Annotated in this window: 17 protein-coding genes; 14 read left to right on the forward strand and 3 right to left on the reverse strand. The window is 55.1% G+C overall.

What is annotated here, in order from left to right; genetic code table 11:
• Positions 1–1,133: tyrosine--tRNA ligase (gene tyrS / locus NFU03_RS10315; protein WP_251638428.1), on the forward strand; the 1,133-nt coding region annotated here is incomplete at its 5' end.
• 808 nt (positions 1,134–1,941) lie between these two features.
• Here the strand turns inward: tyrS and rpsD are convergent.
• On the reverse strand, positions 1,942–2,544 hold the full coding sequence (gene rpsD / locus NFU03_RS10320; protein ID WP_251638430.1) for a 30S ribosomal protein S4: 603 nt from the start codon (positions 2,542–2,544) through the stop codon (positions 1,942–1,944).
• A 364-nt stretch (positions 2,545–2,908) separates the two neighbouring features.
• Between rpsD and NFU03_RS10325 the strand changes: the two genes are divergently transcribed.
• Both NFU03_RS10325 and megL read left to right on the forward strand, forming a co-directional pair.
• Positions 2,909–4,765, forward strand: a complete 1,857-nt coding sequence (locus NFU03_RS10325) for a sensor domain-containing diguanylate cyclase (RefSeq protein WP_251638432.1) — start codon at positions 2,909–2,911, stop codon at positions 4,763–4,765.
• A gap of 89 nt (positions 4,766–4,854) precedes the next feature.
• On the forward strand, positions 4,855–6,066 hold the full coding sequence (gene megL, locus NFU03_RS10330; protein ID WP_398290182.1) for a methionine gamma-lyase: 1,212 nt from the start codon (positions 4,855–4,857) through the stop codon (positions 6,064–6,066).
• Positions 6,067–6,137: 71 nt separating this feature from the next.
• Here megL and NFU03_RS10335 read toward each other — a convergent pair whose 3' ends face one another.
• Positions 6,138–6,617 (reverse strand): GAF domain-containing protein, encoded by a 480-nt coding sequence (locus NFU03_RS10335; RefSeq protein WP_251638536.1) that lies wholly within the window; start codon positions 6,615–6,617, stop codon positions 6,138–6,140.
• Between the two features lie 196 nt (positions 6,618–6,813).
• Between NFU03_RS10335 and ezrA the strand changes: the two genes are divergently transcribed.
• From ezrA to NFU03_RS10385, 10 genes are all read left to right on the forward strand, one after another.
• The gene (ezrA, locus tag NFU03_RS10340; protein WP_251638436.1) at positions 6,814–8,511 is read left to right on the forward strand and encodes a septation ring formation regulator EzrA; all 1,698 of its coding nucleotides are present in this window, start codon (positions 6,814–6,816) and stop codon (positions 8,509–8,511) included.
• Positions 8,512–8,589: 78 nt separating this feature from the next.
• Entirely contained in the window at positions 8,590–9,735 is a 1,146-nt protein-coding gene (locus NFU03_RS10345; RefSeq protein ID WP_251638438.1) for a cysteine desulfurase family protein, read from the forward strand.
• Positions 9,722–10,927: a tRNA uracil 4-sulfurtransferase ThiI gene (gene thiI / locus NFU03_RS10350; RefSeq protein WP_251638440.1), complete on the forward strand. Its 1,206-nt coding sequence runs from the start codon at positions 9,722–9,724 to the stop codon at positions 10,925–10,927. Before NFU03_RS10345 ends, thiI begins: the two co-directional genes overlap by 14 nt.
• A gap of 85 nt (positions 10,928–11,012) precedes the next feature.
• A complete protein-coding gene (locus NFU03_RS10355) occupies positions 11,013–11,219 on the forward strand; it encodes an alpha/beta-type small acid-soluble spore protein (protein WP_251638441.1) in 207 nt (68 codons plus the stop codon).
• A gap of 145 nt (positions 11,220–11,364) precedes the next feature.
• Complete coding sequence (mbcS, locus tag NFU03_RS10360) at positions 11,365–12,936, forward strand: acyl-CoA synthetase MbcS (RefSeq protein ID WP_251638443.1); 1,572 nt, start codon at positions 11,365–11,367, stop codon at positions 12,934–12,936.
• 126 nt (positions 12,937–13,062) lie between these two features.
• Entirely contained in the window at positions 13,063–13,995 is a 933-nt protein-coding gene (gene rarD, locus NFU03_RS10365; RefSeq protein ID WP_251638445.1) for an EamA family transporter RarD, read from the forward strand.
• A gap of 68 nt (positions 13,996–14,063) precedes the next feature.
• Complete coding sequence (sppA, locus tag NFU03_RS10370) at positions 14,064–15,074, forward strand: signal peptide peptidase SppA (RefSeq protein WP_251638447.1); 1,011 nt, start codon at positions 14,064–14,066, stop codon at positions 15,072–15,074.
• A 17-nt stretch (positions 15,075–15,091) separates the two neighbouring features.
• Positions 15,092–15,685 carry an RDD family protein gene (locus tag NFU03_RS10375; protein ID WP_251638449.1) on the forward strand — a complete coding sequence of 198 codons (594 nt, stop codon included), beginning with the start codon at positions 15,092–15,094 and terminating at the stop codon, positions 15,683–15,685.
• Positions 15,686–15,720: 35 nt separating this feature from the next.
• Positions 15,721–16,227 (forward strand): thiol peroxidase, encoded by a 507-nt coding sequence (tpx, locus tag NFU03_RS10380; protein ID WP_251638451.1) that lies wholly within the window; start codon positions 15,721–15,723, stop codon positions 16,225–16,227.
• A 111-nt stretch (positions 16,228–16,338) separates the two neighbouring features.
• Positions 16,339–17,250 carry a class I SAM-dependent methyltransferase gene (locus tag NFU03_RS10385; RefSeq protein ID WP_251638453.1) on the forward strand — a complete coding sequence of 304 codons (912 nt, stop codon included), beginning with the start codon at positions 16,339–16,341 and terminating at the stop codon, positions 17,248–17,250.
• A 69-nt stretch (positions 17,251–17,319) separates the two neighbouring features.
• Here NFU03_RS10385 and NFU03_RS10390 read toward each other — a convergent pair whose 3' ends face one another.
• Positions 17,320–17,775, reverse strand: coding sequence for a universal stress protein (locus tag NFU03_RS10390; protein ID WP_251638455.1), 456 nt, complete (start codon positions 17,773–17,775; stop codon positions 17,320–17,322).
• A 220-nt stretch (positions 17,776–17,995) separates the two neighbouring features.
• Between NFU03_RS10390 and ald the strand changes: the two genes are divergently transcribed.
• The gene (ald, locus tag NFU03_RS10395) at positions 17,996–19,111 is read left to right on the forward strand and encodes an alanine dehydrogenase (RefSeq protein ID WP_251638457.1); all 1,116 of its coding nucleotides are present in this window, start codon (positions 17,996–17,998) and stop codon (positions 19,109–19,111) included.
• Positions 19,112–19,152 lie beyond the last annotated feature (41 nt).

Here is a 19,152-nt window from a genome sequence, read left to right on the forward strand (position 1 = left end):
GCATGCACATCGGCCACATCGTGCCGCTGCTGACGCTGCGCCGCTTCCAGCTGCACGGCCACCGTCCGATCCTGCTCATCGGCGGGGCGACTGGGATGATCGGGGATCCGTCGTTCCGGGCGGACGAACGCCAGCTGCAGACGGAAGAGCAGGTTGACCGGAACGTACAGGGCTTGAAAGTCCAGCTCGAGCGGCTGTTCGATTTCACGGATGAAAACGGCGCACGCCTCGTGAACAACAAGGACTGGATGGGACCGATGAGCGCAATTGCGTTCCTCCGCGACTACGGAAAACTGCTGAATATCAACTACATGCTCGGCAAGGAAAACGTTTCGTCACGGCTTGAAACGGGTCTCTCCTTCACTGAGTTCACCTACATGCTCATACAAGGGATCGATTTCAATCACTTGTACAATCATTACGGCTGCCGCGTGCAAATTGGCGGATCGGATCAATGGGGCAACATCACGACAGGGCTCGAGATCATCCGCAAGACACATGATGAAGAGGCGAAAGCGTTCGGTATTACGATTCCGCTCGTAACAAAGTCGGACGGCACGAAATTCGGCAAGACTGCCGGCGGTTCCGTATGGCTTGACGCGGCGAAAACGTCGCCGTATGAGTTTTACCAGTTCTGGGTGAACACGACGGACGCAGATGTCATCCACTACTTGAAAATCTTCACGTTCCTGGAGCGGGCGGAGATCGAGGCGCTCGAGCAGTCCGTTGCGGACGAACCGCATTTGCGGAAAGCGCAGAAGACATTGGCGGAAGAGATGACACGGCTCATACACGGCCAGGACGCGCTCGACCAGGCAGTCCGTATCACAGCTGCCCTGTTCAGCGGCGACTTGAAGAAACTGACCGCTAGTGAGATGAAAGATGCGTTCAAGGACGTACCGACGTTTGAAGTGGCGAAAGAAGACCACAACGTCGTCGAACTGCTCGTTGCAGCCGGTATTTCACCGTCCAAGCGCCAAGCACGCGAAGACGTGACGAACGGGGCTATTTCTGTGAATGGTGATAAAGTGACCGAGACGGAGTATACGCTCGGCGCTGACGACCGGCTCGAAGATGCGTTCGCGATTTTGCGGCGCGGTAAGAAGAAATATACGATGATTTCTTTTAAATGATAGGCAGCAGCACGTCCGGGGAAGGAATCTCCGGGCGTGCTGCTTTTTTTGTGGGGAGTGGAGTGTGAGGGTGTGCCTAGTGCCCAAAAGTGTAAAGCAGGAGGGTCGTCGGTCACTAAGGAACGTCCCTAGTGACCGCGAGCGTGTATGTCGGTACATATCGGTCACTAGGGATCGCGCTTAGTGCCCGGGAAGGTGATAAGCAGGCGATGCCGGTCACTAGGAGTTGTCCCTATCGCCCGGGAGATTCTGAACAAGTCGCGTCCGGTAACAAGGGAAACGTATTCCTGCGAGGACACCCTTCGGAACGACGAATCCCAAACAGAAAAGGCGCAGCCCGCCATTCAGTCTCGGTCTTCAACCGGGGAAAGCCTAAATGGTCGCGAGCATTGTGTTTTTTCGGTGCAGAGCAGCATGCCGCGGGCCAGAAACCTGTCGCCAACTGCCCGCCTTAGTCGGATCGGATTTCGTTCGGGAGGCAACGCCCTTAGTGACCGGAAACCAGTATTCTGGCACACACCGGTCACTAGGAAACACTCCTAGTGACCAAAAGTGTCACCATCAGCTGTGTCCGATCACAAAGGATCACTCCTAGTGACCGGAAAGATGAAAAGCAGGCGATATCGGTCACTAGGTGCCGTCCCAATTGCCCAACACCTCGAAACCCGTAACTCACCGGTCACTAGGAACCTTCATATAGCCCGTCACCATACCAAACGGAATGCGCAGCGGCCAGTTCCACTGCATACGCAAACATCCGGGCACAAAAAATCCCTCCCGGATAATCCGGAAGGGATGGAACAGCTTATTAACGTGAGTAGAATTCAACGATAAGTGCTTCGTTGATTTCTGCAGACAATTCGCTGCGTTCTGGAAGGCGTACGAACGTACCGACTTTAGTGTCAGCGTTGAACGATACGAATTCTGGAACATAGTTGTTGATTTCGATGGATTCGTTGATCACATCAAGGTTTTGAGATTTTTCGCGGAGTGAGATCTCTTGACCTGGTTTTACGCTGTAAGAAGGGATGTCGACGCGCTTGCCGTCCACGAGAACGTGACCGTGGTTGACGAGCTGACGAGCTGCACGGCGTGTGCGTGCAAGACCCATGCGGTACACGAGGTTGTCCAGGCGAGTTTCAAGAAGGATCATGAAGTTTGCACCGTGGATACCCTGCATTTTGCCGGCTTTGTTGAACAATGTGCGGAACTGGCGCTCATTGACACCGTACATGAAACGGAGTTTTTGCTTTTCTTGTTGCTGCATTCCGTATTCAGAAAGTTTTTTACGCTGGTTCGGTCCATGCTGACCCGGAGCGTAAGGGCGCTTTTCGATTTCTTTACCTGTGCCTGTCAGGGAAATTCCGAGACGGCGTGATTGTTTCCAAGATGGACCTGTATAACGAGCCATGAATGACTCCTCCTCTATTGGTTTTATTTTGTTGTAAAATAAGACCAGATGCGTTCAATCGCCGCTCCATTCCATTTTCATGCACCTTCGCCACTGCAGCCAAGGGGTTACAAGATGCACCTCATATGAGGAACAGACTGGATCACAGCGAACACACAACTGCTGCAATTATTTTACACAACGACTATCATACCAAGTAACGCACGCTGCGTCAAGTATTGACAAACAAAGACTTCCGGCCCGTCAAGTACAAAATATCCGAATGAATAATTTGTACTAGTTATAAAGTTGCATTGAAGACGAAGGTGGTATAAACTGAGGGGAGAAGATTTACAAAGGCTTTAATGATATAGAGGGTGAGTGAATGCAGACAAATGAGCAGCTGTTCAGTTCGCTGAAAGGCGACTTGCTGGATTTGCTGATAGACGTTTTGAAAGATCACCGGCATACGGACGGCATCCATGGATTGGAGACCTTGTTCTCGAAGTACTTTGGCATTGCTAAATTCGAATTTTTCCTATATACCGATAACCAGTTCCATTTAAGCTCAGCCTGTGAGGAAGGGAAGGCAGCCAGGCGTGTGACGGAGATTGACTTGCTGGCGGCCCCTGTTTTTCAGTCGGATCCTGACTCTTTCGATGAGACAGGAGACTTTGCGGATGATACGGTGATGCTCCGCAACACGAAACGGGAACCCGTCGCAATGATCCTCCTCAAATCGACCGATGCATGGGATGCGTTTTCGATGTCATCCAACTTCAGACAACTCCAGCAGCTGCTTGGCGAGATGGTCGATATCATCATGGCTGGCCGTGCATCGGAGAAACAGGCCGGCAATTATCTGGACCTCCTTCAGGCGACCAAGCAGTTCAACTCGACGATGAAGATGCACGTCATCTATGACCAGCTGGTGGAAACGGTCGCTTCGAACTTGGCGCCTTTTGACGTGGAACTTATCGTTTCCCACGAGGAACACTCCAACTCGTCGAGGTACCGCTTGTTCGACTATGCCAACGAACAGGACGCGACGATCGACGCTTTCCTCTCCGGCGAACTGCGGGTCAGCCGGGACCTGAAACGCGGCGCAGCCTGGCTGACAGCCCCCGTCAAGGGGATGCAGGGGACCTATGGCGTGCTGCAGATCACAGCGCCGGTCGATTCGTCGTTTTCTGATGCGCAGCAGGGATTCGTCCGCAGCATCTGCGAAAGTGCAGGCCATGCGATCGAGAACTCAAGTCTGTACAGCCAGTCGCACCGTCTGATCCGCGACCTCCAGCTTGTCAATGAAGTATCCAAGAAGCTGACGGGCCGCCTCACGTTCCTTGAGATGAAAACCTACCTGGCGGAACGGCTGAAAGCGGCATTCGAGCCGGAAGAGATCGCCTTCGTCTATTTCGACAAACAGAAGTCACCGATCCTCCTCGACACGACGACGGACTACTTCCTGACCGATGCCGGAAAACGGTACATGGAATATGCGGAAAACAGACTGCGGAAAGAACAGGATGCGCTATTCGCTGCAGATCTGGCGCCTGAAGAGATTGACGGGTTCTCCCCGTACCGGTCGATGATCATCGCGCCGATCACGATATCGGATTCACTATCCGGTTACACGATGCTGCTGCACACGGATAAATACTATTTTTCGTTCGATGACTTCAAACTGGTGAAAGCGATCATTTCCCATTCCTCACTCGCACTGTCCAATCTGATGCTGCGGGATAAGCTGCAGGAACTGGCGAACAAGGACCAGCTGACAGGCCTTTTCGCACGCGGGTACTTGGACCGCCACATGTCCCAGTCTTTCAGGGAAGGCATCGGCGGAGCATTCATCCTGCTGGACGTGGACGACTTCAAGCAGGTCAATGACCAGTACGGACATACTGTCGGCGATCAGGTCCTCATCCAGGCAGCCCGCGTCCTGCAGGCTGCGGCTGCAGGCGGGGACATTGCAGGCCGCTGGGGCGGTGAGGAATTCGCAGTCTTTCTGCCGGGTGCGGGATTGGAACGGGGTAAGGAATTGGCACAGCGGCTGCTGGACGAAATGCCTGCTGCAACCGATCCTTCCGTCACGATCTCCGTCGGTATGAGCATCTGGGCGCCGTCCGCCAGCCGGGAGACGTACCAGCAGCTCTTCCAAGCAACAGACGACGCCCTCTACAAAGCGAAAGCGGGCGGGAAGAACAGAATGGTGATCAGCGAATCGATACTTGCCAAGTGAGGCAAGTATCTTTTTTCATTGAATTATCAAACAGTTCAGCATACAATGGAAGGAAGCGGTTAGTTCCATACGAAAGGCGGCAGATGAGGATGACGGAAAATGTCCATAAAGATACGGCGGCAGTCCACGCCGGATACGAAAGCAGCGGGCATCATGACAGCTTGGCTGTTCCGCTTTACCAGACGTCGACATACGAATTCGCTACGGCCGAACAGGGCGCCCGCCGTTTTGCAGGTGAGGAAGAAGGCGGCATCTATTCGCGGCTAGGCAATCCGACCGTTAGGGTGCTTGAAGAACGGATGACCGTCCTTGAAAAGGGAGCCGGCACACTCGCGTTTGGCTCCGGAATGGCTGCAGTCAGTGCAATCCTGACCCATCTGACGAAAACAGGCGATCATGTCGTCTGCTCCCGCGGCATCTACGGCTGCACGTTCGGCCTGCTGAAGATCCTCGAAGAGAAATACGGGATCACCCATACGCTGACACCGATGGGGACGGAGGAGGAGATCGAAGCAGCGGTAACACCGGAAACGGTCTGCCTGTACGTCGAATCACCCGTCAACCCGACGATGGAGCTCGTCGATCTGTCGGCAGCGAAGGCAGTAGCAGAACGCCACCAGCTGAAAATCGTCGTCGATAATACATTCGCTTCCCCTTATTTACAGAACCCGATCGACTTTGGCGCAGATTACGTCCTGCATAGTGCGACGAAATACATCAACGGGCATGGCGACGTCATCGCCGGGCTGCTGACAGGCAGGGATGCGGAGGACATCCGTCAGATCCGCGCGACAGTGCAGAAAGATTACGGCGGTATCATCTCGCCGTTCGACGCCTGGCTGCTCATCCGCGGTCTGAAGACGATGGCCGTCCGGATGCAGCGGCATACGGAAAACGCGGAGGCGCTCACCGCATTCCTGAAAAAACAGCCTCTGGTCGAGCGGATCTTTTATCCGTTCGATGATGACAATCCGCAGGCTGATCTGGCAAAGCGGCAGATGACCGCAGGCGGGGGACTCGTCTCCTTCACAGTCAGGGGCGGCCGGCCTGCTGCCCAGAGGCTCATGAACGAGCTGAAGCTCATCAAGATCGCCGTCAGTCTCGGTGACGCCGAAACGCTCATCCAGCATCCGGCGACGATGACACACTCGGGAGTCCCCGAAGAAGAACGGTTCCGTATGGGTATCGGAGAAGGGCTGCTCCGTCTCTCGGCAGGTCTCGAGCATGCAGGGGATCTCATTGCGGACCTGGCGCAGGCGTTTGAAGCAGCTGCCTGTGCCGAACAGCCTCTCGCGAAATGACATCATGCAAAAAGCGGCACCTGTCAGTCGTCCGACTGCGGGTGCCGCTTTTCCTGCTCCATGGCCGCTGTTTATAAAAAACCGACAAGCACATGAGCGAATTTTTCAATGCCTAGACGATCCTGATCGGAGAACCGTCCGATTTCCGGACTGTCGATATCGAGCACACCGAGAAGTTCTCCGTCTTTCACGAGCGGAACGACGATTTCGGATTGCGATGCTGCGTCGCATGCGATATGGCCAGGGAATGCGTTGACATCTTCAACGACGATCGTTTCGCGTTTCTCTGCTGCCGTTCCGCAGACCCCCCTGCCGATTGCGATGCGGATGCAGGCCGGCAGCCCCTGGAAAGGACCGAGCACAAGCTCCCCGTCCTCCATCAGATAGAAGCCCGTCCAATTCGTCCGGTCCAGGAAGTTGCTGAGCAGCGCAGAGGCGTTACTCAAGTTCGCGATCCGGTTCGGTTCCCCTTCCAACAGGAGACGCAGCTGATCCGTCAGCTGTCCATACGCTTCAGCAGGTTCTTTGGAATACTCGATCCCCATGTACATTTCCATCTCTCCCATCTGTATCGGCCGTTGCAGACCGTACAATCGATACATGCATCATACAATTTCCGTCCTCGTTTCGACAAGTAAACAAAATTCCGTCAAAGATTCGCCCTTATTCAACACGAAATTCCTTTAAACGTGTTACTATATAAGGTATTATCATCTGTAGAGTGGCTGCGGAATAGGGGGATGGACGATGGTGAACTACTTCATCATTCCAATCATCATAATAATAGTGCTGGCGGTTGCCGTGTTTCTGATGAGACGGAAGCATATACAAGTGATCAGCAAACTGGAGCATGAGAAACTGCACATCCAGCATGAACCGATATTTGAAGAAATGACTAAAGTGAAACAGCTGAATATGACTGGCGAAACAGAGGAGAAATTCGAACGGTGGCGCAGCGAATGGACGGAAGTCGTCGACGTGCTCGTCCCGAAGATCGATTCGCTGCTATTTGATACGGAAGAAATGGTGGATCGGTTCCGTTTCAAGAAAGCGGGCATCATCGAGAAAGAGATCGAACAGCAGCTCGACGTGTGCGATAAGCGGAAGGACGCAATCCTCCGCGAATTGAACGAACTTATCGGCAGTGAAGAAAAGAACCGGATGGAAATGGATACGCTGAAAGAGGAATACCGGGAAGCGAGGAAAGCGGTACTCGCCCGTCAGCATGCCTACGGACGTGCCGTTCCGGCGCTCGAGAAGGAGCTGGAGTACTTCCAGCCCGCCTTCGAAGAATACGACGACCTGACGGATAACGGGAATTACTTGCAGGCGAGGGAGAATGTCATTGCCGTTGCGGCGAAAGCGGACGAATTGTTCCCGCTCGTCGAAACGATCCCGGAACTGCTGAGTGAGCTGCAGACGAAACTGCCGGCCACCCTCCGCGAATTACGGAATGGCGTCAGTGAAATGGAAGAGGACGGCTACTGCTTGACTGACCTTAACTTGAAATCCGAACTTGCTTCCATCGAAGAAGAGACGGACCGCATGCTCGTGCAGATCGAGCATCTGGAGGCGGAACCTGTCCAGCAGCGGCTCGGGGAGATCGAGGAGACGATCGACGGATTCTACATAGCACTGGAAAACGAAGTGCGGGAGCGCCAGTTCGTTGAACAGACATATGAGGAAACTGCGCATAGGCTGTATGACGTGCAGGGACTCGCGAAGGAAGTGGCCGATGAAGCCCTCTTCGTCCAGCAGAGCTACCGTCTGGATGAGAAGGAAGCGTCCATCCCGAAACAATTCATGAGCGATATGCAGGGGGCCGCTGACCGGTTCGGCCTTATGACAAGCCAGGGGGAAGAGGGGCAGACTGCATTCTCCGTCCTTGCTGATCATATCCGTGCCGTTAACGAAGTCGTGGACCGTGTGGAAGAGGAAGCAGCGGAATTCAAAGGGCGCATGAAAAGTCTGCGCACCGATGAGCTGTCCGTGAGAAACAGGCTGGAAGAGCTCGCACGCACGCTCCAGCACGCGGAGCGCAGGCTGCAGAAAGCGAATCTCCCGGGTATCCCCGAAGATATAGAAGTGCGTCTTGAAGAAGCGGATGAGCAGCTGTTCATCGTCCAGAACGGTCTGGAAGAAGTTCCGCTGAACATGGCGCTCGTCGAGGACTACATCACGCATGCCGAAAAAGAAGTGAGCGAGTCCGTCAGTAAAATCAGCGAGATGCTCGAAAACGCCCAGCTGACCGAGCAGATCATCCAGTATGGCAACCGGTACCGGGCTGCCCATCCTGCGATGCACGCGCGGCTGCTGGAAGCGGAAATGGCCTTCCGTCAGTTCCGCTATGCAAAAGCACTCGAAGAGGCGGCAACCGCTGTCGAGGACGTGGAACCCGGAGCGATGAAACGGATCCAGGACCTCATGCAGGAACGAGTCCGCTAAACGGTTACGCAAAAGCCACCCGCACAAGTGTGCAGGTGGCTTTGTGCACGTTTGCCGGACGGAAAGGAAGTACAGGATATGATCTACCTAGATAACAGTGCGACAACGATGCCTGCCGACGAAGTCCTCCGCACCTTCACGGAGGCGAGCCGGTCGTATTTTGCGAATCCCGCCTCCCTGCATAATGAAGGGAGCCGGGCAGGGCAGCTGCTGGAAAGCGCCCGGAGCCAAATTGCACGGCTCGCCGGCGACGGGGATGCTGAAGTGGTGTTCACTTCAGGCGGGACGGAAGCGAACAACTTGGCGGTCATCGGATTCGCTAAGAAATACCGCTACCGGGGGAACCATCTCATCACGACGGCTGCGGAGCATGACTCTGTCCGGAAAGCATTCGAGTATTTGGAGACGCAAGGGTTCGAAGTCGATTGGCTGTCTGTGGATGAACACGGCCGGATCGATACAGATGAACTTGCCCGGACACTGAGGTCGGATACGATTTTAGTGAGCATCATGCATGTCAATAACGAAATCGGCACCGTCATGCCGCTTGAAGAATGTGCACCGGTCATCCGGAGGAAATCGAGGGCGGTCATCCATTCGGACTGCGTCCAGAGCGTCGGGAAACTGGCGCTTCCGTTCCCTGACTATGCGGATGCGGTCACGGTTTCGGGCCATAAGATCCGCGGATTGAAAGGGACCGGCTGCCTGATCACGAAGCGGTTCACGCTGCCGGCAGCGATTTCGTTCGGCGGCGGACAGGAAGACGGACTGCGGAGCGGGACTGTCAATGTTGCAGGAGCGGCGGCGTTCGCGAAAGCGTTCCGTCTTGCGCTGACCGATACCGATACTTCCGCTTTCCGCAGCATGACACGAGTGCTGCACGACGGGCTTGCAGAGGAGAAGAGAGTGCGGATTTTGTCGCCGTTAGATGGCGCGCCTCATATATTCTCGATGGCCTTCCAGGGAGTGACGGGGGAAGTGGCAGTGAATTACTTCCAGGAACAAGGTCTCCTCATCTCCACTTCGAGCGCGTGCTCCTCGAAATCGAGCCGGGTCAGCCATGTCGTCGAAGCGCTGAAACTACCCGATGATTTCAGGAAAGGCGCCGTCCGGATCAGCTTCGGACAGGAGAACACTGTCCGGGATGCAGAGCGCATCCTGGAAGTGACACGGCAATTTTTACAGATGACGAAGAAAGGGCTGAAGCAGCATGATATGGAATGAGCTTCTCATCCGCTATGGGGAAATGTCGCTGAAAGGCAGGAACCGGAAAGTATTCATCCAGAAATTGAACCAGAACATACGGAGGGCGCTGGACGGCCTGACGACAGTCAAATTGCAGGCGGAGCGCGACCGGATGTTTGTCTACGCATCCCCTGAAGAACTGGAGCTGGCCATCCCGCTGCTAAAGGACGTTGCGGGGATCCAGTCATTCAGTCCGATTGCGAAGTGCGAATCGACCGTGGAGGCGATCCGTTCAATGGCGGTGGCGGTTCTCGACCAGGAAGAAACAGCAGGCAGGACATTCAAGGTTGAAGTGAGACGCACGGATAAGAAGTTCCCACTCGTCACCGGGGAGCTGCAGAAAGAAATCGGGGGGACGGTGCTGCGGGCATATCCTGAGCTGACCGTGAATGTGCGCAAGCCGGACATCCTCCTCCATATCGACATCCGGGAAGACGGCGCTTTCCTGTCGTCCCGCAGCTACAAAGGTGCCGGCGGAATGCCGGTCGGGTCGAACGGCCGCTCGCTGCTCATGCTGTCCGGAGGGATCGACAGTCCGGCTGCCGGCTATCTAATGATGAAACGCGGCGTGACGATCGAAGCGATCCACTTCGCGAGCCCGCCGTTCACAAGTGAAAAGGCGCAGGAAAAAGTCGTCGAACTGGCGAAGAAGCTGAGCCTTTACGGCGGTACGGTCAACCTGCATATCATCCCGTTCACCGATATCCAGCAGGCGATCGTCAAACAAGTGCCTGAAAATGTGTCGATCACGTCAACGCGGCGCCTTATGCTGCGCATCGCCGATCAGGTCCGTAAAGAGATCGGTGCACTTGCGATCATCACGGGCGAGAGTCTCGGACAAGTCGCCAGCCAGACGCTCGAGAGCTTCACGGCGATCAATGCCGTGACGTCCACACCGATCCTCCGGCCGCTCATCGCAACGGACAAACTGGAGATCATCGATATCGCCAAAAAAATCGGCACATACGAAACGTCGATCCAGCCTTATGAAGACTGCTGTACGATCTTCACACCGGCGAGTCCGAAGACGAAGCCGCGGCTGGACAAGGTCGAGTATTACGAGAGCTTCATCGACTTCGAACCGATGATAGCGGAGGCTGTCCGGGACCGCCAGATCATCGAATGTTCGCTTGAGGAAGAACCCGAAGCGCCATTCAGCAGCCTGCTGTAAGAGCCATGAAAAAATTACCACATTTCCTTTGTGCATGAATTCTCCGAAACGGACCATTCTATATGCACAAGGAGGTGAGAAAGACATGTCAAACTCAAACAGCGGTAACTCAAACCAGCTTCTAGTACCAGGTGTACAGCAGGCGCTTGACCAGATGAAGTACGAAATCGCTCAGGAATTCGGTGTTCAGCTTGGAGGAGACGCTTCATCGCGTGCCAACGGATCCGTCGGCGGAGAAATCACTAAGCGATTGGTACGTCAAGCTCAAGAGCAAATGAAAGGCTTCCAATAATCATCAGGAAACCGGACTGTCCCTCAATTCGAGGGGCAGTTTTTTTAGTTTTCCACATGTTTCATTGTGCATACATAAGTTTTTCTTTTTGAATTGGCGAAATTTTACCTGTATACTGATTACATCGTGAAAAGGGGGAGTCCAGATGAATCGGGAAGAATTGATTGCACCGGAAATGTATAACGTCACGTCGGAAATTGAAAGGTATGCGGACGGTTCGGATCGGAAGGCGCTCATCTACGTGGACGCGGAAGGAAACAAAAAGGATTATACATATGACCGGCTGATGGAAGACGCGGGGCGGGCTGCCTCCGTTTTCGAAGCACACGGACTTCAAAAAGGCGATGTCGTCCTCGTCATGGTGCCGCGGCTAATCGAAGCCTATACAGCGTATATCGGCGCCCTGAAAGCCGGGATCGCCGTCATCCCTTCATCGGAAATGCTCAGGGCTTCGGACATCGAATACCGGCTTGCCCATAGCGGGGCGAAAGCGATCATCGCCTACGAAGCCTTCACGGAACAGCTCGCGGACGTATCCGGCATCGAAAACATTAAACGGTTCATCATCGGCAAGGCCCCTGCAGGCGCCATTTCACTCACCGAAGAGATGGCATCCGCGCCGGTTGAACATGAAACGGCCCGGACAAAGGCGGAGGACATGGCGTTTCTGTCGTACACGTCCGGAACGACCGGCAAGCCGAAAGGAGTCGTGCATACCCACGGCTGGGGATATGCGCACCTCCGGACGACCGGTGAGAACTGGCTCGGCATCAAAGAAGGCGACACAGTGTGGGCGACAGCTGCACCCGGCTGGCAGAAGTGGATCTGGACGCCGTTCCTCGCCGTGCTCGGCAGCGGAGCGACGGGCCTTGTCTATAATGGCAAGTTCGCCGTGGAAACGTATTTGACGATGATCAGCACATACGGAGTGAACGTACTCTGCTGCACGCCGACGGAATATCGTTTCATGGCGAAAGCGGACAACTTGCAGGACTACGATCTGTCGTCTCTTCGCAGTGCAGTCTCTGCGGGTGAACCTCTCAACAAGGAAGTGATCGACCGGTTCGAGGATGTCTTCTCCCTCCAGGTCCGCGACGGATACGGGCAGACGGAGAACACGCTGCTCGTCGGCACGATGCTCGGAATGGAAGCGCGTCCCGGTTCAATGGGCAAACCGACGCCCGGCAACCGGGTGGAGATCGTCAATGACGAAGGGGAAATCGCAGCAGCCGGGGAAGTCGGCGACATCGCCGTTCACGTGTCAACACCAGCCCTCTTCAAGGAATACTTACAGGATCCCGAGCGTACTGCGATGCAGTTCAGGGGCGACTATTATATCACAGGAGACCGTGCCAAGAAGGATGAAGACGGATACTTCTGGTTCGAAGGCCGCGGGGATGATATCATCATCAGCTCCGGCTACACGATCGGACCGTTCGAAGTCGAAGATGCGCTCACGAAGCATCCGGCAGTCCGTGAATGTGCAGTCGTCGCTTCTCCCGACGAAGTGCGCGGGACGGTCGTGAAGGCGTTCGTCGTCCTCCGCAACCCGGAAGCAGCGGACAAAGAGGGCCTCATCGCTGACTTGCAGAATCACGTGAAGGAAACGACGGCTCCTTACAAATATCCTCGGAAGATCGAATTTGTCGATGAACTCCCGAAAACGGCATCCGGGAAGATCATGCGGGTCCAGCTGCGCAAAATGGAAATGGACTGATCAGGAAAGGGCTGAGAGGCGGATCTCAGCCCTTTTCTTTCGGAAACGCTTTACGCCAGTGAAGTCTCCCCGTATAATTGAGGGATATTTCGAGCGGCTAAATGCTCGGAACCAAGGGGGAATACGATGCAATCACCGCAACAGGGAGCGTTTTGGGTATTTACAGCCTATTTTCTATGGGGGTTCATGCCGATCTACTGGAAGAGCCTTCACCATGTCGGCAGCAGCGAGATCCTGATGAACCGGATCATCTGGGCATTCGTGCTGACCGTGGCTGTCCTGCTGATCGCCGGACAGGGGAAGAAACTGATTGCAGACATAAAAGAGTTATGGGCCGATAAACGACAATTCTGGAGTCTCTGTGCCGCCTCATTGCTCGTCACAGCGAACTGGGGAACCTACATATGGGCCGTGAACCACGACTTCATCGTCCAGGCGAGCCTCGGGTATTACATGAACCCGCTCGTGTCGGTGCTGCTCGGCATCCTGTTCCTGAAAGAGTCGCTCAGCCGGAGCCAGCAGGGGGCTTTCCTCCTTGCGGCAATCGGCGTGACGGTGTTGACGATCCATTACGGCGTCTTCCCGTGGGTGGCGTTCGTCCTGGCATTTTCGTTCGCGCTATACGGCCTTATCAAGAAACAGATCCGCCTGGACGCAGCACGCGGGCTCGCCATCGAAACAGCTTTCACGGTGCCGCTCGCGCTAATCGCCTATGGATGGCTGTTCAGCACCGGCGACGCAGTATTATTCCATACCGACGCACTGACAGTCGTGCTTCTCGTCCTGACAGGGATTGCGACGGCACTGCCGCTTATCTTCTTCTCGAAAGGGGTGGTCGCCATTCCGCTGTATGTCTCCGGTTTCCTGCAGTACATTGCACCGACACTCATGCTGATCATCGGTGTGTCGATGTATGGCGAGCAATTCGGGACGTTCGAGTGGGTCAGCTTTGCATTCATATGGGCGGCATTACTGCTGTTCACGGTGCCGCAGATTTTCCGGTATTTGAAAAACAGAAGGATTGCGGCCCGGCTGAAACAGCAGCAGCATTCCCACTGATTGAAATTCTGATGAAACATCCGCGGGAATCATACGTATAAGAGTGGAGAAATGGAGGAGGTTTCATAATGACAGCAAAACGATGGATCGCGCTCGTCTGCGCCGCTGCACTCGTCATCATCTCGATCGGCGTCAACTCGCTATCCTATCTGTTCACCCGGGATTTCAGTTCGCTGTTCGAAGACAACTTTGCGCTGAACGGTCCGATGTATGAAGAGAATGTATTGGAAAGCGGCAGTTCAGCCGAACGGATCGCGGTGCTCGACGTCAGCGGAGTCATACAGGACACGGGTCCGGCATCTCCGTTCGCAGCACCCGGCTACAATCATCAGCTATTCATGAGCCAGCTGGCGGATATCTATGATGACGAATCAGTGAAAGGGATCGTCCTTCACGTCGACTCGCCGGGCGGCGGTGTCATGGAATCGTCGGATATCTACGACGAACTGACCGCCATCCAGGAAGCGCGCGGCATTCCGATCTACGTTTCGATGGGGTCCATGGCTGCTTCAGGCGGCTATTACATTTCAGCCCCGGCTGAGAAGATCTTCGTGCATCCTGAGACGATCACCGGCTCGATCGGTGTCATCATGGAAAGCCTGAATTACGCGGAACTCGCCGATAAGCTCGGCATCGATTTCAATACGATCAAAACCGGACCGTACAAGGATATCATGAGCCCGAACCGGAAAATGACACAAACGGAACGTGACATGCTGCAGTCAATGATCAACGACTCGTATGAGCGGTTCGTCGGCATCGTTGCGGATGGCCGTGGTATGACGACGGACGCTGTCAAAAAAGTGGCGGACGGCAGGATTATGAACGGCAGGCAGGCGATTGAAGCAGGACTTGCTGATGATTTCGGCAAGTTGCCAGACGTCGTTGAGACGCTGAAGGCCGACCTGGATCTGAGAAATCCGACAATCTTTGAGTATGCGTCCACGGACAGCCTGACTTCGCTGTTCGGCATGAAATTATCGGATCTCGTTAAACGGAGTGCCGAAACGGAACTGATCGAGAAGATGCTGACGGAATATCAGGCCCCACGCATGATGTATCTGTATGGTGAGCGGTAAGGAAAGGAGGAAGCAGTATGTCTGATGAATTGGAAACATCCGTCGTGAGCGGACAGCCGCCGGCGGAATCGGTGAGCCTCCGATCGGCAGAGCCTGATGCACGGGAGCCCGGGTTCCGGCACAAACCAGCCGGATTCTGGATCCGTTTCTGGGCGTATATCATTGACCTGATCGTCATCGGGGCCATCAGCGGTCTGATCGTCAAACCGGTCTTCCGGATCTTCGGCTGGCCGATCACGGATCCTTTCTTTTTGCTGTACAGTCCGTACAAAGCAGTGTTGCTCGTCATCTTCCTTGCGTACTTCCTGCTCATGACGAAGTTCTTCGGTCAGACGGCAGGGAAGATGATCTGCGGAATCCGGGTCGTCCGGAAATCGGGCGGACCACTCGGCTGGGTCAGTCTGCTCTTCCGTGAGGTGATTGGCCGTTATATTTCGAAAACACTCGTCGTCCCCTACTTGCTCGTCGTATTCATGCCGCGGAACGAAGCGCTCCATGATCTGTTTGCCGATACGGAAGTGATCCATGAGCGGCTGTACGAAGCAATCCCGTTGCAGGATCGGCCGGCAGTTGCCGGTCGCCATCAGTTGCCAGAGGGTCAGTCCATCTAGTAAGATGGATGGACAATGGAAGGAGCGGAATCACCATGACAACTGTAACATTTCAGAATAAGCCGGTCACATTGCTCGGAAGCCGGCTGAAAGCCGGTGACAAAGCAGCCGGATTCACAGTCATCGGGAACGATCTGCTGCCCGTCACGTTCGACGCAACAGACGGAAAAATCCGCCTGATCAGTGTCGTGCCGTCGATCGACACAGGTGTCTGTTCCAAGCAGACCCAGCGGTTCAACGAAGAGGCGGGGGAACTCGGGGATGAAGTCGAAGTGACGACGATTTCCGCCGATCTGCCTTTCGCCCAGGCACGATACCGGTCAGCCGAGGAAATAGGCAATATGCAGATCCTTTCCGACCACCGCGACTTGTCGTTCGGCAAGGCGTACGGAGTCGTGATCGAGGAACTGCGGCTCCTGGCGCGGGCGATTTTCGTCATTGATCAGACCGGCACCGTCGTGTATTCGGAGTATGTCAGTGAAGTGACGGATCACCCGGACTACATGGAAGCGCTCGACGCCGTGAACCGACTGAAAGCGTAAGGGAAGGCCGGCACCGAACGTGTAAAAACCCATCCGTCCGCCGGATGGGTTTTTCGCGGGTACGGCCGCCGGTCTGCAGCATACATGCAATAATCAGGAAGAGGGATGACGATGACAAGCAATACAGAACAGATCTTCACGTATTTAGATACAGCTGCCGACAGCGGGGACCAGCTCTACCTGGAACAGCTCATCACTGCGTGCCGTGATTGGGCAGAAGGCAGGACAGCACCCGATTCGAACGGGACGGTCACGAAAGAAGAGATCCGCCGCGGATTGCAGCTCGCAATCTTAAAAGGGATGCGGCAGAACGTCCAGCCGAACCACCAGATGACACCGGATGCGATCGGGATGCTGATCGCCCGCATCGCGGCACTCCTCGTGTCAGAAAAAGAGGAAGTGCAAGTTGCCGACCTCGCAGCAGGGACAGGCAACCTGCTGTTCACGGTCATGAACCATCTGGGCCGCCTGTCCTCTGCGACGGCTGTTGAGATAGACGATGTGCTCGCCCGTCTGATGGCGGTTTCGGCGGATCTGCTTGAACAGGAAGTGCGCATCTTCGTACAGGATGCCCTCCGTCCGCTGCTCCTGGATCCGGCAGATCTGGCAGTGTGCGATCTGCCTGTCGGCTATTATCCTGATGATGAGAATGGGATGAATTTCGAGATGATGCCTGCTGAAGGCCATGCTTACGCGCACCACCTGTTCATCGAACAGACGCTGCAGCACCTGAAGCCGGGCGCCCATGGCATCTTCCTCGTGCCGTCAGGCTTGTTCGAATCGGCCCAGTCGGGAAATCTGCACACGTTCCTGAAAAATCATACGATCATCCGGGCAGTTCTGCAGCTGCCGGGGACACTCTTCAAAAACGCCGCGCAGTCGAAGAGCATCCTCATCCTGCAGAAGCCTTCTGGCGACAAGGCACCCATCCCTGACGTCCTGCTGGCTGCTGTGCCGGACATGACGGACAAGCAGGCGATGGTCTCCTTCTTCGCGAACATGGAACAGTGGGCCGCGGAATAATATGAACAGAAAAGCTGGCTGCGTCACGGGATTCTCCCGTGGGCAGCCAGCTTTTCTTTGGATTCCGGATTACTTGTCTTCGCTCTCAGGAGTACGGACAACGAGTACATCACATTTCGCAGCGCGGACGATATTCTCCGAAACGCTGCCGATCAGGAAACGTTCGACAGGATTCAGACCGGTTGCGCCACAGATGATCAGGTCGGCTTGGATCTTTTTCGGGATCTCACGCGGAATCATCGTTTTCGGAGAACCATATTCGACGATGACATTGACGTGTGTCAGGCCGGATTCAATAGCGTGCTCCTTGTAGCCCTCCAGCAGATCGACCGAATAAGATTGTGCGCGTTCTGCGATGGACCGGTCGTACGCTTCGACCGCCGAGTACGATCGGGTATCGATAATGTTGACGAGATTGAGGGTCGCATCGTTCCGCTTCGCAATGGCGACCGCTTTTTTGAACGCCCATTCCGATTCTTTCGATCCGTCGACGGCGACGATGATTTGGTTATACACTAATGACATCGTGATCACTCTCCTACACTTTGAATTTATCGTTCTGATTCTAGTATACGCCATCATTCGGCAGAATTCCTGCTGAACTGCCAAAAGACGGAATGTTGAAACAGCAATTGTGAGTTGAAAATATTCGGCAAACGGCCGGCCGATCTGCTACACTTGTTGAGAAAACGTCTGAACGGTACATACTGAACAGCCGGACACTATTACTAAGGGGGAACTAACTATGCGTATTGGAGTACCTAAAGAGGTCAAGAACAACGAAAACCGTGTCGCGATGACACCAGCGGGAGTCTTCAACCTGAAGACTGCCGGCCATGAAGTGCTCATCGAAACCGGTGCGGGCGTCGGCTCGAGCTTCTCGGACGAGGATTACCGGGAAGTCGGCGCGACGATCGTCGAGTCCGCTGCGGAAGCCTGGGGGGCGGAGATGGTCATGAAAGTGAAGGAGCCGATCGCTTCCGAATACGGCTTCCTGCGCGAAGGGCTCATTCTGTTCACGTACTTGCACCTGGCGCACGAAGAGGAACTGACGAAGGCGCTCGTCGACAATAAGGTGACGTCGATCGCCTACGAGACTGTCCAGCTGCCAAGCGGACTCCTTCCGCTGCTGGCTCCGATGAGTGAAGTGGCCGGCCGTATGGCGACCCAGATCGGTGCCCAGTACTTAGAGAAGATGGAAGGCGGCAAGGGGATCCTTCTGTCCGGCGTACCGGGCGTCGATCGCGGCAACGTGACGATCATCGGCGGCGGACAGGCCGGCACGAACGCGGCGCGCATCGCAATCGGTATGGGCGCACGCGTCACGATCCTCGACCTGTCGGTGGAACGCCTCCGCCAGCTCGATGAGATCTTCGGCAAGGACGTCCAGACACTCGTGTCGAACCCGTTCAACATTGCGAATTCCGTCAAGGAAGCGGATCTCGTCATCGGCTGCGTCCTCATCCCGGGCGCCCGTGCACCGAAGCTCGTGAGCGAGGAGATGGTGAAATCGATGACACCGGGCTCCGTGCTCGTCGATATCGCAATCGACCAGGGCGGCATCTTCGCGACGACAGACCGCGTGACGACGCACGACGATCCGACGTACGTCAAGCACGGCGTCGTCCACTACGCCGTCGCCAACATGCCGGGCGCTGTTCCGCGCACATCGACGATGGCGCTGACAAATGTCACTGTGCCATATGCATTGCAGATCGCGAACAAAGGCTACAAGCAGGCATGCCTCGACAACGAAGTTTTGCGCAAAGGCCTCAACACGATCGAGGGTCACGTCACATACAAAGCGGTGGCGGAAGCACAGTCACTGGAATACGTCTCTGCAGATTCCTTGCTCGGATAAATATGAAAAGCCCTTCCGTGAAAAGTCGGAAGGGCTTTTTT

The organism is Sporosarcina sp. NCCP-2716 (genome assembly GCF_023707985.1).
Lineage (GTDB): Bacteria > Bacillota > Bacilli > Bacillales_A > Planococcaceae > Sporosarcina.

Excerpts from the sequence above, each read along its gene's own strand:
- NFU03_RS10325 (WP_251638432.1), top strand. The coding sequence starts at position 2,909 with ATGCAGACAAATGAGCAGCTGTTCAGTTCGCTGAAAGGCGACTTGCTG.
- megL (WP_398290182.1), top strand. The coding sequence starts at position 4,855 with ATGACGGAAAATGTCCATAAAGATACGGCGGCAGTCCACGCCGGATAC.
- NFU03_RS10375 (WP_251638449.1), top strand. The coding sequence starts at position 15,092 with ATGTCTGATGAATTGGAAACATCCGTCGTGAGCGGACAGCCGCCGGCG.
- NFU03_RS10390 (WP_251638455.1), bottom strand. The coding sequence starts at position 17,775 with ATGTCATTAGTGTATAACCAAATCATCGTCGCCGTCGACGGATCGAAA.
- tpx (WP_251638451.1), top strand. The coding sequence starts at position 15,721 with ATGACAACTGTAACATTTCAGAATAAGCCGGTCACATTGCTCGGAAGC.
- sppA (WP_251638447.1), top strand. The coding sequence starts at position 14,064 with ATGACAGCAAAACGATGGATCGCGCTCGTCTGCGCCGCTGCACTCGTC.
- thiI (WP_251638440.1), top strand. The coding sequence starts at position 9,722 with ATGATATGGAATGAGCTTCTCATCCGCTATGGGGAAATGTCGCTGAAA.
- NFU03_RS10335 (WP_251638536.1), bottom strand. The coding sequence starts at position 6,617 with ATGTACATGGGGATCGAGTATTCCAAAGAACCTGCTGAAGCGTATGGA.
- ald (WP_251638457.1), top strand. The coding sequence starts at position 17,996 with ATGCGTATTGGAGTACCTAAAGAGGTCAAGAACAACGAAAACCGTGTC.
- NFU03_RS10355 (WP_251638441.1), top strand. The coding sequence starts at position 11,013 with ATGTCAAACTCAAACAGCGGTAACTCAAACCAGCTTCTAGTACCAGGT.
- ezrA (WP_251638436.1), top strand. The coding sequence starts at position 6,814 with ATGGTGAACTACTTCATCATTCCAATCATCATAATAATAGTGCTGGCG.
- rarD (WP_251638445.1), top strand. The coding sequence starts at position 13,063 with ATGCAATCACCGCAACAGGGAGCGTTTTGGGTATTTACAGCCTATTTT.
- NFU03_RS10345 (WP_251638438.1), top strand. The coding sequence starts at position 8,590 with ATGATCTACCTAGATAACAGTGCGACAACGATGCCTGCCGACGAAGTC.
- NFU03_RS10385 (WP_251638453.1), top strand. The coding sequence starts at position 16,339 with ATGACAAGCAATACAGAACAGATCTTCACGTATTTAGATACAGCTGCC.
- rpsD (WP_251638430.1), bottom strand. The coding sequence starts at position 2,544 with ATGGCTCGTTATACAGGTCCATCTTGGAAACAATCACGCCGTCTCGGA.
- mbcS (WP_251638443.1), top strand. The coding sequence starts at position 11,365 with ATGAATCGGGAAGAATTGATTGCACCGGAAATGTATAACGTCACGTCG.